Source organism: Micromonospora sp. H33 (assembly GCF_052068455.1).
Classification (GTDB): domain Bacteria; phylum Actinomycetota; class Actinomycetes; order Mycobacteriales; family Micromonosporaceae; genus Micromonospora.
In genome coordinates this window covers 62,463-74,936 of sequence record NZ_JBQHDE010000011.1, presented here as the reverse complement: position 1 = coordinate 74,936, position 12,474 = coordinate 62,463, and the positions used below count along the sequence as shown (strand labels likewise).

At 71.7% G+C, this 12,474-nt stretch carries 12 protein-coding genes; 8 read left to right on the top strand and 4 right to left on the bottom strand.

From position 1 onward, the window contains the following. Positions 1 to 117 precede the first annotated feature (117 nt). From ACTMS0_RS21975 to ACTMS0_RS21955, 5 genes are all read left to right on the top strand, one after another. Positions 118 to 1,080, top strand: a complete 963-nt coding sequence (locus tag ACTMS0_RS21975) for an alpha/beta fold hydrolase (RefSeq protein ID WP_441157130.1) — start codon at positions 118 to 120, stop codon at positions 1,078 to 1,080. 73 nt (positions 1,081 to 1,153) lie between these two features. After that, positions 1,154 to 1,876, top strand: coding sequence for a DUF1223 domain-containing protein (locus ACTMS0_RS21970; protein WP_441157129.1), 723 nt, complete (start codon positions 1,154 to 1,156; stop codon positions 1,874 to 1,876). After that, entirely contained in the window at positions 1,873 to 2,772 is a 900-nt protein-coding gene (locus ACTMS0_RS21965; protein ID WP_441157128.1) for a redoxin domain-containing protein, read from the top strand. The genes ACTMS0_RS21970 and ACTMS0_RS21965 overlap by 4 nt, the downstream gene beginning before the upstream one ends. A gap of 37 nt (positions 2,773 to 2,809) precedes the next feature. Then, positions 2,810 to 3,328 (top strand): peptide-methionine (S)-S-oxide reductase MsrA, encoded by a 519-nt coding sequence (gene msrA, locus ACTMS0_RS21960; RefSeq protein ID WP_441157127.1) that lies wholly within the window; start codon positions 2,810 to 2,812, stop codon positions 3,326 to 3,328. A gap of 62 nt (positions 3,329 to 3,390) precedes the next feature. After that, complete coding sequence (locus tag ACTMS0_RS21955) at positions 3,391 to 4,617, top strand: epoxide hydrolase family protein (RefSeq protein WP_441157126.1); 1,227 nt, start codon at positions 3,391 to 3,393, stop codon at positions 4,615 to 4,617. A gap of 130 nt (positions 4,618 to 4,747) precedes the next feature. On the opposite strand, the gene ACTMS0_RS21950 is transcribed toward ACTMS0_RS21955, so the two are convergent. Together ACTMS0_RS21950 and ACTMS0_RS21945 are read right to left on the bottom strand one after the other, a co-directional pair. Next, entirely contained in the window at positions 4,748 to 5,746 is a 999-nt protein-coding gene (locus ACTMS0_RS21950) for a hypothetical protein (RefSeq protein ID WP_441157125.1), read from the bottom strand. 97 nt (positions 5,747 to 5,843) lie between these two features. Then, entirely contained in the window at positions 5,844 to 7,322 is a 1,479-nt protein-coding gene (locus ACTMS0_RS21945) for a glutamate--cysteine ligase (protein ID WP_441157124.1), read from the bottom strand. A gap of 187 nt (positions 7,323 to 7,509) precedes the next feature. Here ACTMS0_RS21945 and ACTMS0_RS21940 point away from each other — a divergent pair, with 187 nt between their 5' ends. After that, the gene (locus ACTMS0_RS21940) at positions 7,510 to 7,848 is read left to right on the top strand and encodes a DUF3817 domain-containing protein (protein ID WP_441157234.1); all 339 of its coding nucleotides are present in this window, start codon (positions 7,510 to 7,512) and stop codon (positions 7,846 to 7,848) included. A 27-nt stretch (positions 7,849 to 7,875) separates the two neighbouring features. Here ACTMS0_RS21940 and ACTMS0_RS21935 read toward each other — a convergent pair whose 3' ends face one another. Continuing rightward, positions 7,876 to 8,736, bottom strand: coding sequence for an alpha/beta fold hydrolase (locus tag ACTMS0_RS21935; RefSeq protein ID WP_441157123.1), 861 nt, complete (start codon positions 8,734 to 8,736; stop codon positions 7,876 to 7,878). Positions 8,737 to 8,839: 103 nt separating this feature from the next. After that, positions 8,840 to 9,388, bottom strand: a complete 549-nt coding sequence (locus ACTMS0_RS21930; protein WP_441157233.1) for a hypothetical protein — start codon at positions 9,386 to 9,388, stop codon at positions 8,840 to 8,842. A gap of 144 nt (positions 9,389 to 9,532) precedes the next feature. Between ACTMS0_RS21930 and ACTMS0_RS21925 the strand changes: the two genes are divergently transcribed. Next, positions 9,533 to 10,657: a baeRF2 domain-containing protein gene (locus ACTMS0_RS21925; RefSeq protein WP_441157122.1), complete on the top strand. Its 1,125-nt coding sequence runs from the start codon at positions 9,533 to 9,535 to the stop codon at positions 10,655 to 10,657. Next, entirely contained in the window at positions 10,650 to 12,413 is a 1,764-nt protein-coding gene (locus ACTMS0_RS21920) for a thiamine pyrophosphate-binding protein (RefSeq protein WP_441157121.1), read from the top strand. Before ACTMS0_RS21925 ends, ACTMS0_RS21920 begins: the two co-directional genes overlap by 8 nt. Positions 12,414 to 12,474 lie beyond the last annotated feature (61 nt).

Sequence of the window (12,474 nt, the reverse complement as noted above, 5' to 3'; positions counted from 1 at the left end):
ATGTACCTGCTCCGCAGGGACCGTGTCGCCAGGAGAATCGGCGGTCGCAGGGGCGCGGGCCGGGATGACCGAGGCTGGCGCGGGCCTGATGCTTCCCCGGACGAAAGGACATCGTCAATGAGTTCATCCGCCACCCGGTTCCCCGTCGCGGAAGGCCCCGGCTCCGTCTCGCAGGCGCCGCAGCTTCCGGCGGGTTTCACCGACACGTTCACCAGCCGGTACGTCGACGCGGGTGGGCTGCGCCAGCACGCGGTCATCGGCGGCGAGGGGCCACCGCTGCTGCTGGTGCACGGCTGGCCGGAGAACTGGTACGCCTGGCGCCTGCTGATGCCGGCGCTGGCCCGGGACTTCACGGTCATCGCGGTCGACCAGCGCGGGATCGGGCTGACCGACAAGCCCCAGGACGGGTACGACAGCGCCACCCTCGCCAACGACCTGGCCGCGCTGATGGATGCACTCGGCCACGAGCGGTACGCCGTGGTCGGCCACGACACCGGCTACATCATCGGCTACGCGCTGGCCGCGGACTACCCGCACCGGGTCGACCGCGTGGCCCTCGCCGAGATCCCCGGGCCCCCGGGGGTGGCTCCCGCACCGCCCCTGTTCGTCCCCGAGGCGATCAACAACCGGCTCTGGCACATCCCCTTCAACCGCGTCAACGACGAGCTGACCGAACAGCTCGTCCGGGGACGGGAGGCAATCTTCTACGGCTACGAGTTCGCCATCCAGGGCGGGACGCCGCTGCCCGACTATGCCCTGAAGTACTACGTCGACCTCTACTCCGACCCTGATGTGCTACGCGGCAGCTTCGGGCTGTACCGGGCGTGGGACGCCACGCTCGCGCAGAACGAGCAGCGCAAGACCCAGCCGCTCACGATGCCCGTCCTGGGCATCGGTGGCGAGAAGAGCTGGGGTGACCTCGCCGGACACGCGATGGAGGGCGCCGCGAACGACCTGCAGACCGTGGTCATCCCCGGCGCCGGCCACTGGCTCTCCGAGCAGGCCCCCGAGGAGATGCTGGCGGCGCTGACCCCGTTCCTGGCCCCGTACCGGGAAGGGGCGGCGGCGTCCAGGTCCTAGCGGCCTCGGGCATGGTCACGCGCGGAACGGGAAGGTCACGCCCGCCAGCAGGACTGACCGAGGAGGCTGCGCCATGACGGACACATCGCGCACCGGGTCGAACAGTGCCCAGGGGCCGGCCGGTGGCGGTTTCGCCGTCGTGGAGATGTTCACCTCCCAGGGCTGCAACAGCTGTCCTCCCGCCGAGGCAGCGTTGTCCGAGATCGACCGCGACGCCCGGGAGCGGGGGCGGCCCGTCTACGCCCTCGGCTTCCACGTCGACTACTGGGACCACCTGGGCTGGACCGACCCGTACGGCGCCGCGGCGCACACCCTCCGCCAGGAGGACTACGCGCGCGCCTTCGGCTCCGGCGGGTTGTACACACCGCAGATGATCGTCAACGGCACCACCGAGTTCGTCGGCTCCGACCGTCGGCAGGCTTCAGACGCGATCGCGTACGCCCTGAAGACGCCAGCCGTCACGCCGCTCGCGCTGTCGGTGGAGGCCGCCGGCGGGCGCCGGGTGACGGTGAACTACCAGGTCGAGCGGCCGCCGCAGCGAGGGGTGTTGAACGTGGCCGTCGTGGAGCGGGGCCTGGAGAACGACGTCCCCCGGGGCGAGAACGCCGGCCGCAGGCTGCGGCAGGACGGCGTGGTTCGCGCCTTCACGTCGGCGAGGCTGCACACGGGACAGGGACACGTCGAACTCGAGGTGCCGCCGGATCTCGATCCACGACACGCCACGGTGGTCGGCTACGTCCAGAACGACGGTGACAAGGCCATCGTCGGAGCCACGGCCGTCGAGGTGCCGGCGTGACGACGAACATGACCATGCAGCTCCCTCCCATCACCGTCGAGCGGTGGGTCAACTCGCCGCCGCTGACCCCCGACGATCTACGCGGCCGGGTGGTCCTGATCGACATCTGGGAGTACACCTGCATCAACTGGATCCGCACCGCGCCGTACGTCAAGGCGTGGCATCGCGACTACACCGAACGTGGCTTGACCGTCATCGGCGTGCACGCCCCCGAGTTCGAGTTCGGCCGGCAGCCCGAGAACATCGACCGGGCGATCCGCGACCACGGCCTCACCTATCCCGTCGCGATCGACAACGACTTCACGTTCTGGCGGGCCCTCCGCAACGACGCCTGGCCGGCGAAGTACCTCTTCGACGCGGACGGACGACTCGTCGACCGGTGGGTCGGCGAGGGCAGCTACGAGCGGGTGGAGTCGGAGATCCGGCGGCTCCTCGAGATCCGGGCGCCCCGTACCAAGCTGCCGCCGGTCAGCCCCGAGGCGATGGCCTTCGCCACGACCGGGGAACCCTCCTACTTCGGCGTCACACCCGAGACGTACCTCGGCGCCGCCCGGGGCGTGCCGGGCAGCTTCGCTCTGACCGGCGACTGGCTCGTCGGCGGCGAGTACGTCGAGCTCGCCAGCGGCACGGGTGAACTCGCCCTGCCCTTCAACGCCGGCGAGGTGAACCTCGTCGTCGACCCGGGGCCCGCCGGGCAGGCCGCGGTCCGGGTGCTGCTCGACGGGAACCCGATCGGAGACGAGCGCGGCGCCGACGTCGACCCGGACGCGGTCGCGCGCATCGACCAGGCGGCCATGTTTCGGCTCGTCGCCGACGCGTCCCGGGTCGACCACGTGCTGACCCTGGTCATCAACCAACCCGGCCTCCGGGCGTACGTCTTCACGTTCGGCCCGTAGGGCGTGTCCTGATGTTCGAGCACGGGGGAGGGGAGCGATGACCGACACGACGGAGAAGGCGATCCTGGCGGGCGGCTGCTTCTGGGGGATGCAGGACCTCATCCGAAAACGCCCGGGCGTGGTCGCCACCAGGGTCGGATACACCGGCGGGGACGTGCCGAACGCGACGTACTACAACCACGGTTCCCACGCCGAGGCGATCGAGATCGTCTACGACCCCGACAAACTGTCCTACCGGGACCTTCTCGAGTTCTTCTTCCAGGTCCACGACCCGACCACGAAGAACCGTCAGGGCAACGACGTGGGGACCAGCTACCGGTCGGCCATCTTCTACATCGACGACCAGCAGCGGAAGGTCGCCGAAGACACGATCGCCGACGTCGACGCCTCCGGCCTGTGGCCCGGCAAGGTGGTCACCGAGGTCAGCCCAGCCGGCCCCTTCTGGGAGGCCGAGCCGGAACACCAGGACTACCTGGAGCGGAATCCCGGCGGTTACACCTGCCACTTCCCCCGGCCGGAGTGGAAGCTTCCCCGGCGGGGAGAAGGCCGGACCTAGTGCCCAACCGGGCTGGTCACTTCGCTGGACCATCGAGCAACGCCAACGAAAGGGAGGCCCACGTGGCTGTCAAGACCCAGACCCTCGCGCGCGCCACCGACATCCGACCGTTCTCGATCGAGATCCCGGAGGCGGATCTCAAGGCGCTGCGGGCGCGCATCGCGGCCACGCGCTGGCCCGAGAAGGAGACCGTCCCGGACCAGTCGCAGGGCGTGCCCCTGGCGACGAGTCAGGCGCTCGCGCGCTACTGGGAGAAGGAGTACGACTGGCGCAAGGTCGAGGCGCGGCTGAACGCCCTACCGAATTTCATCACCGAGATCGACGGCCTGGACATCCACTTCATCCATGTGCGTTCGAAGCACGAGGAGGCGATGCCGCTGATCATCACGCACGGGTGGCCCGGCTCGATCATCGAGCAGCTGAAGCTCGTCGGTTCGCTCACCGATCCCACCGCCCATGGCGCGGACGCGTCGGACGCGTTCCATCTGGTCATCCCGTCGATGCCCGGCTTCGGCTTCTCCGGCAAGCCGACCGAGCCCGGCTGGGGGCCCGACCGTGTCGCACGGGCCTGGATCGAGCTGATGAAGCGCCTCGGATACACGCGATATGTCGCACAGGGCGGCGACTGGGGAGCGCTCATCTCGGATCTGATGGGGTTGCAGGCGCCTCCGGAACTGCTCGGCGTCCACACCAACATGCCGGGTGTGGTCCCACCCGACATCGACAGCCTCTTGCAGTCGGACATCACCGGGGTGAACGACGCGCTGGGGAAGCTGCCCGCCGGTCTCTCCGACGAGGAGAGGCGCACGTGCGAGCGAATCGACTTCTTCTGGAAGCACTCCGCCTACGCCCTCCTCATGGGGACGCGCCCGGAGACACTGACCGGATTCGCGGATTCGCCGGTCGGTCTGGCAACCTACATGATCGACCACGACGCTCGTAGTCTGGACCTGATCTGCGAGGTCTTCGCCGGACAACCCCGCGGCCTGACGCGAGACGACATCCTCGACAACATCACGCTCTTCTGGTTGACGAACACGGGCGTCTCCGCGGCTCGCATCTACGCGGAGAACACCTTCTCCTTCTTCGCCGCCAAGGGCATCTCCGTCCCGGCTGCCGTCAGCGTCTTTCCCAACGAGATGTACGAGGCGCCGAGGAGTTGGGCGGAGCAGGCGTACCCCAATCTCATCCACTACAACAAGCTCGACAAGGGCGGGCACTTCGCGGCCTGGGAACAGCCGCAGCTTCTGTCCGAGGAGCTTCGCACCGCCTTCCGGTCGCTTCGCTAGACGACCGTGTCCGAAGGTCCGCACCTGCCCGCACTCGGCTGGGCGGCCGAGTGGCTCGACGCCGAGCCACTCGGCCGCGTCACCCGCTGACCGCTCCGCGGCCCACGAGTTTGATCAGCGACAGGGCCCGTCACGTCCAGGGGGCGGTCGGGTACCAGGGGATGATCTCGCGGCGGGCGAGCAGGCGGACGTCCCAGTAGAGGAACGTGAAGGCACCCGCGACGAGGAACGCGGCCCCGGTGATCGCCGCCAGCCGGGCCGGGCGCGCCGCGAACCAGGCCTGCAGCCGGCTCCCGGCGAACCACGCGAGCAACAGGAACAGCACCGCCATGATCACGATGTTGCCGATCGACTGGAGGGTGAACGCCGCCGCGCCGTAGAGCGGGTTCCCGCTCTCTGCCGCGTCCCGGAACATCTGCCGGAACAGCGGGTACGGCCGTCCGATGAGGAAACCGGCGACCAACGCGCCCATGAAGACCAGCGGGGCGTTGGGGTACCGACGGGAGATCCGCGCGAACGGGTCCGGCACGACCTTCAGCGCGGCTAGGCCCAGGTAGACCATGATCAGCCCGATCAGGCCGAAGACCACCATGGACTGGATGCTGCGCGGCGACAGCGAGCCGGGCGTGTTCTGAGCGGTGGAGAACTGCGGCATCGACGTCCCGACGAGACCGACGATCGCGCCGTAGAGCGCGGACACCGCGATCATGCCGACAGCCATCCAGCCCAGCGGACGCAGCGGCGCCAGGAACCGGCCCAGCCGGCCGCCGGACGAGCCGGCGAGGGGGGCGATGGCGCCGAACGCGGCGATGTTGCACGCGGTGAAGGTGCCGGCGATGCCGGAGACGAACGCGAACAGTACGCCGGCCACGACCCCGGTCAGGGGCGTCTCCTTAGCGTCGTGGCCCAGCAGGGCGTTGGCGACGTTGTCGCCGATGGTCTGGTCGACGAACTCCGCCGACCACACCACGGTGAGCAGGAAGCCGCCCAGCAGGCTGAGCAGGATGAGCAAGCCGCGTCGGCGCGGGGCGTGTCCGTTGACGAACAGGGACGTGGCACGGGGTGCGGTCGACAGCCGGATCGGATCGGTGGCGTCGCGGTGGTCGGTGAGCCGGTCGGTCTGGGTCACGGAAGGCTCCTCTGGCGTCACGGAGGGTGAGCCTTCATGATGGAGCGCGCCGCGCCCGCGAGGGTCTTCCCGATTGCTTGATTGTGGGCGGGACCGGTCAGGGCAGCGGCCACTCGTGGACCGGCCGGTTGCTGTGCATGAGGTCCACGTAGTGCCGGACCACCTCGCGCAGGGCCTCCGGCCGGTCCAGGTGGTCGGCGGACTCCAGCCGGTGCAGGGTCGCCACCTGCCAGCTCGCCCCGTTGCGACCGGTGAGGCAGCGCTTCTCGATGATGCCGAGCAGCCGGTCCCGCTCGTCCGGGGCCACGCCCCAGCGGTCCAGCCCGTGGTGGGCGAGCGGCAGCAGTCGGCGCAGCACCAGCTCGGTGACCGGCAGGTACCCGAGGCCGGGCCAGAAGACCTGCGCGTCGATGCCGTACCGGGCGCAGGAGGTGAAGTTCTCCTCGGCGGCGCTGAACGACATCTGCGACCACAGTGGCCGGTCGCTCTCGGCCAGGGCCCGGACCAGCCCGAAGTAGAAGGCGCCGTTGGCGATCGTGTCGACGACCGTGGGCCCGGCCGGCAGCACCCGGTTCTCCACCCGCAGGTGCGGCCGGCCCTTCAGCACGTCGTACACCGGGCGGTTCCACCGGTAGATGGTGCCGTTGTGCAGCCGCAGCTCGGCGAGGCTCGGTACGCCGCCGGCGGCGAGCGTCTCGGCCGGGTCCTCCGGGTCGCAGATCGGCAGCAGCGCGGGGAAGTAGCGGACGTTCTCCTCGAACAGGTCGAAGACCGTGGTGATCCAGCGTTCACCGAACCACACCCGGGGGCGGACACCCTGCGCCTTGATCTCCTCGGCGCGGGTGTCGGTGGCCTGCTCGAACAGCGGGACGCGGGTCTCCCGCCACAACTCGCGGCCGAAGAGCAGGGGCGCGTTCGCGCCGAGCGCGACCTGGATGCCGGCGATCGCCTGCGCCGAGTTCCAGTAGTCGGCGAACTGGTCGGGACTGACCTGGAGGTGGAACTGGGTGCTGGTGCACGCCGCCTCGGGGGTGATGGTGTCCGCGGTGACCGCCAGCCGCTCGACGCCGTTGATCGCGATCCGCAGATCCTCACCGCGGGCGGCGAAGATCTGCTCGTTGAGCAGCTTGTAGCGGGGGTTCGCGGACAGCGTCGCCGCGGTCAGGTGCTCCGGACGCAGCGTCGGCAGGATCCCGATCATGACCATGTGGGCGCCGACCGTCTGCGCCTTGGCCTCCGCGGCGTTGAGGCTGGCGCGTACCTGCTCTTCGAACTCGGCGGTGCCGGTGCCGGCGAGCCGCCGGGGCGCCACGTTGATCTCGACGTTGAACTGGCCCAGCTCGGTCTGGAAGGCCGGGTCGGCGACGGCGGCGAGGACGTCGGCGTTGCGCATGGCGGGCATGGACCGGTCGTCGACGAGGTTCAGCTCGATCTCCAGCCCGGTCATCGGCCGGTCGACGTCGAACCGGGACTCCCGCAGCATCTCGGCGAAGACGTCGAGGCACCGGCGTACCTTCTCGCGGTACCGGGCCCGATCTTCACGGCTGAAGGTCCGCGCGCCGACATGCTCGCCCATGGTCACCACCCTGTCACCGCTGGTTCCCCCTAAGTTCGCATGCCGTTACGGGTGGGGGAAGAGCCATCGGTCCTCTTCTACCCAACCGGAGTGCCGGTGATCCCCGTCGCGCCGCACCCCGTCCGCGCCGCGATGGCCCCGGTGGGGCGACTAGCATGGCCGCGCGGAAGGGGTGGGAATCGTGACGATGCGGGAACGGGTGACCCAGCTGTTCGTCGTGGCGGCGATCGCCGAGGCGATCTCCTGGGCGGCGCTGCTGGCCGGCATGGCGGTGAAGTACGGGCCGCCGGCCAACGAGCTGGGCGTGCAGATCTTCGGCCCGGTCCACGGCGGGCTCTTCATCGCGTACGGCGTCCTGGTGCTCGCGGTGGCCCGGCTGCGCCGGTGGAGCCTGCTCACGACCGGGGCGGCCCTGGTCTGCGCCGTGCCGCCCTTCGCCACCCTGGCCTTCGAGCGGTGGGCCCGCCGCCGGGGCCTGCTCGCCGACGCCCCCACCCCGGCCCGCGACACCGCCCCCGTCGGCTGACTCCGACCGGCCCGCCGGCCGGCGCGGTCACTCCGCCAGGAACGCCCGCAGGGTCGCGGCGAGCTGCTCCGGCGCCTCCTCGGCCATGTGGTGCCCGGACTCGATCGGCGCGGCGCGGACGTCATCGGCCCACTCCCGCCAGATCCCCGCGGGGTCGCCGTAGAGGTCCACCATGTCGTCCCGGCTGGACCAGCAGAACAGCACCGGGCAGGTGATCTTCCGGCCGGCGGCCTTGTCGGCGTCGTCCGCCGCCCGGTCCGGCCCGAGCCCCGCGCGGTAGTCCTCGCACATCGCGTGCACCGTGGCCGGGTCGCGGACGGCCTGCCGGTAGTCGGCGTACGCCTCCTCGCCCATCTGCTCCGGCGACCCGCGGTACCAGGCGTCGGGGTCGGCGTTGATCACCCGTTCCGCCGGCTTGCTCGTCTGCCCGAGGAAGAACCAGTGCCACCAGAGGGAGGCGAACCGGGCGTCGGCCCGGGCGAGGGCCTCGCCGATGGGTACCCCGTCGAGAACGGCGAGTCGTTCCACCCGGTCCGGGTGGTCGAGCGCCGTCCGCATCGCCACGTACGAGCCGCGGTCGTGGCCGACCACCGCCGCCCGTGGGTGGCCGAGCGCATCGAGCAGGCCGACCACGTCGCGGGCCATCGCCCGCTTCGAGTACGGGGTGTGGTCCGGGGTGGTCGGCGGTTTCGACGAGCGGCCGTATCCGCGCAGGTCCGGGCAGATCACGGTGTGCCGGTCGGCGAGCCGGGGCGCCACCCGGTGCCAGGTGGCGTGCGTACGGGGGTGGCCGTGCAGCAGCACCACCGGCGGGCCGGACCCGCCGTGGCGTACCCGCAGCCGGACCTCGCCGACGTCGATCTCCTCGAGCGTGAATCCGTCGAACATGGCTGCCTGCCGTGCCCGCCACCGGATGGGCCGAAACGTCGGGTCACGGCGGTGAGGAAGGGGCCCCTGTACAACGCCAGGCGTTAAGAAGGGGCCCTTCCTTTCAGGTCAGCGTGGAGCAGGCGGCGACCCCGGCGAGCAGCAGCGCACCGATCGCGGCCTGGAGCAGCAGCGGCGGCCCGAGGTGCGACCAGAGCGTTGCCGTACGCGGGGTGAGCAGCTGCCCGGTGGTGAGGTTGACGATCCGCTCGATCTTCGGCGGCAGGTCGGGATCGCGCTGCCGGCGCAGCGTGACCTGCACGTGGTCGGCCGGGTGCAGGGCGCTCTGCGGCAGGTGCCCGTGCAGCTCCACCTCGCACAGCCGCCCCGCGGTGTCGCGCAGGCGGACCGGGGTGACCAGGTACTCGGGGCCCTTCTTCAGGTCCTTGAAGCGGCGGCGCGTGCCCCCGGAGCCGGCGGAGACCACGGTGCGGACCAGGGCCACCAGCAGCCCCGCCACGCTGGCCGCGGCCAGCACCACCACCAGCACCGGCTGGCCCACCCGTACCTCGCGGGGGTAGCCCTCGAGCAGTCGGACGATCCGGCCGGTGACGATCCGCGCCGTCGGGTGGACGATCCGCGGAGTTTGCAGGTCGCTGTCCATCGCCACCACCCAGAGTCCGGTTCCGTTCACCGATCGTATCGGCCCGGTCGGTTGAACGACGTGAATGAACGCAGGTCACGCCCCGCCCGCCGGGCCAGGTGACAAGCCGGGCGGCATGGGTAAGCGCAGGGCCGAGCTGGAAAGGGGTCGAGCATGCAGCTGTCCTTCCTGCGCCCGCTCTACGACCGGCCGGGCCCGTGGTGCTCGGTCTACCTGGACGCCTCCGCCGACACCGAGGACGCCCACCCGGCGCTGGACCTGCGCTGGCGCGCACTGCGGGACCAACTTCAGCAGCAACGGGCCGACCTGGCCTCGATCGAGGCGATCGAACGGGTCGTGCGAGGGCACGACCCGATGCCGGGGGACTACGGCATCGCGGTGTTCGCCAGCCACGGTCGGGTGGCGTTGTCGGAGTACCTGTCCGCCCCGCCGCTGCGGGACCTCGCCGCGTTCGCGCCGCTGCCGCACGTGATGCCGCTGCTCGCCCAGCGCGGCGAGCAGGTCGCCTGGGTGCGGGTCCTGGCCAACCGGGAAGGCGCCGACGCGATGGCGGTCAGTGCCGGTGGCGTGCCCCGGCGCGCCCACGTGACCGGCCGCGAGGACTTCCAACTGCGGCGGGTCAAGCCGGGTGGCTGGTCGCAGTCGCGCTACCAGCGGGCCGCGATGGAGGCGTGGCACCACAACGCCGGCGACGTCGCCGCCGCGACGGTGCAGCTCGCCGAGAAGGTCGGCGCCGACGTGGTCGTGGTGGCCGGCGACGTCCGGGCCACCGGTGTGATCGCCGCGCAGATGCCCAATCGGTGGCAGGACGTCCTCGTCCGCACCGACGCCGGATCGCGGGCCAGAGGAGCGGACGAGACCCTCCTGGACGACCTGACCGTGCAGACCATCGCCGAGGTCGCCGACCAGCGGATCAGCGCCACCCTGGACCGGTTCGGCATGCAGGAGGACGTGGGCGCCGGCCTGGACGCGGTGGTCTCGGCGCTGCAACGCAACCAGGTGGAGAACATGATCATCGTCGACGACCCGTCGGCGACCGGGGAGCTGTGGGTCGGTCCCGAACCGACCGAGATCGCCACCGACCCGCGGCAGCTGACCGCGATGTCGGTACGCGACCCGGCGAAGGTCCGCGCCGACGCCGCCCTGGTGCGGGCGCTGGTCGGGACCGACGCCGAGCTGACCGTGCTCGGCCCGGACGAGGCCCCGGAGCTGACCGACGGCGTCGGTGCCGTGCTGCGCTACGTCGACGCTGGCACCCCGGGCCGGGGCAATGCTTGAGCGAACCGTGGCCGACGTGGTGGTCGAACGGCTCCGGGCCTGGCGGGTCCCGCGCGCGTTCGGCTACCCCGGGGCGGCCATCGCCCCGGTGGTCGAGGCGCTCGACGCCTCCGGCGGGGACCCCGCCTTCGTCCCCGCCCGCCACGAGGAGACCGCCTCCTTCATGGCCACCGGGCACGCCAAGTTCACCGGCGGCATCGGGGTCTGCCTCGCCACCCAGGGGCCCAGCGCCGTCCAGCTGCTCAACGGGCTCTACGACGCGAAGCTCGACAGCAAGCCGGTCGTGGCGATCGTCGGCGAGGACGCCTCGGGACCGCTCGGCGGCGCGCACCAGGAGATCGGGCTGAGCCGGCTCTTCGGCGACGTGTGCAACCAGTTCGTCCGGTACGCGCGGACCCCGGCCCAGGTGCCGGGTCTGCTCGACGAGGCGTTCCGCACCGCCGCGGCCACCCGCAGCCCGGTCTGCGTCGTGCTGCCCCGCCAGGTGCAGGAGACCGTGGTGCCGGACCTGCTGCCCCAGTCGGCGGGCGTACTCACCGCGACGCCCGGCGAGCCGCTGGCCCGGGTGCTGCCCCATGAGGCGGACCTGGACGCCGCGGCGCAGCTGCTCGGCGGCGCCCAGCGCACCGCGATCCTGGTCGGGCAGGGCGGCCGGGGCGCAGCCGACGAGATCGTCGCCCTCGCCGACCGGCTCGGCGCCGGGGTGGCCACCTCGCTGCTCGGCAAGCCGGTGCTCGACGAGCGGCTGCCCTTCCACACCGGGGTGCTGGGTGAGGTCGGCACGCCGGCCGCGGCCGAGCTGATGGGCGGCTGCGACACCCTGCTGATGATCGGCACGAACGACCCGTGGACCGACTACCTCCCCATGCCGGGGCAGGCCCGTACCGTCCAGATCGACATCGACGGCCGCCGGATCGGCTCCCGCTACCCGGTGGACGTACCGCTGGTCGGCGACGCCGCCGAGACGCTGCGCGCGCTGCTCGCCCGGGTGCCCGACGGGCCGCGCGCGACCTGGCGGGCCACCGTCGAGAACTCCGTCGACCGGTGGCGGAACGAGGCCGCCGAGCGGGCCGCCGCGCCGGCCGAGCCGGTGAACCCGCAGCTGGTGCTGCACGAGCTGGCCAGCCGGGTGCCCCGCACCGGCGCGATCGCCGTGGACGTCGGCTCGGTCCTCTACTGGTACGCCCGCCACCTGCAACTGCCGCCCGGAGTCAACGCGCAGCTCTGCGGCACCCTCGGGTCGATGGGCTGCGCCCTGCCGTACGCCGTCGCGGCCAAACTCGCCGCCCCGGACCAGCCGGTGCTCGCCCTGATGGGCGACGGGGCCATGCAGCTCAACGGTCTCGCGGAGCTGGTCACGATCTCGCACCACTGGCAGCAGTGGCGCGACCCGCGCCTGGTGGTGCTGGTGCTCAACAACCGCGACCACTCCGGCATGGGCGGGGGCCTCGAGCCGAGGGGTGACCTGTCCCGGCGGCGCCCCGACGTGCCGTACGCGGGCTGGGCCCGCCTGCTCGGCCTGCACGGCGTCCGGGTGGACCGGCCCGAACTGGTGGGCGCGGCGTGGGACGAGGCGTTCGCCGCCGACCGGCCGTGCGTGGTGGAGGCCGTCGTGGATCCCACCGTGCCGCTCGCCCCGCCGGAGCCGGCGTTCGCCGACCTGCGGGCCGTGTTCGCCGAGGGCGCCGCCGCCCGCCGGGTCCGGGACCGGATGCTCGACGCCGCCGTGACCGTGGAGGCGGAGGACGTCGTCTGACGGCGGACCCGGGGCGTGTCGAACAGCGGGCGCCGGCCGGGCGTCTGACGGCGGACCCGTG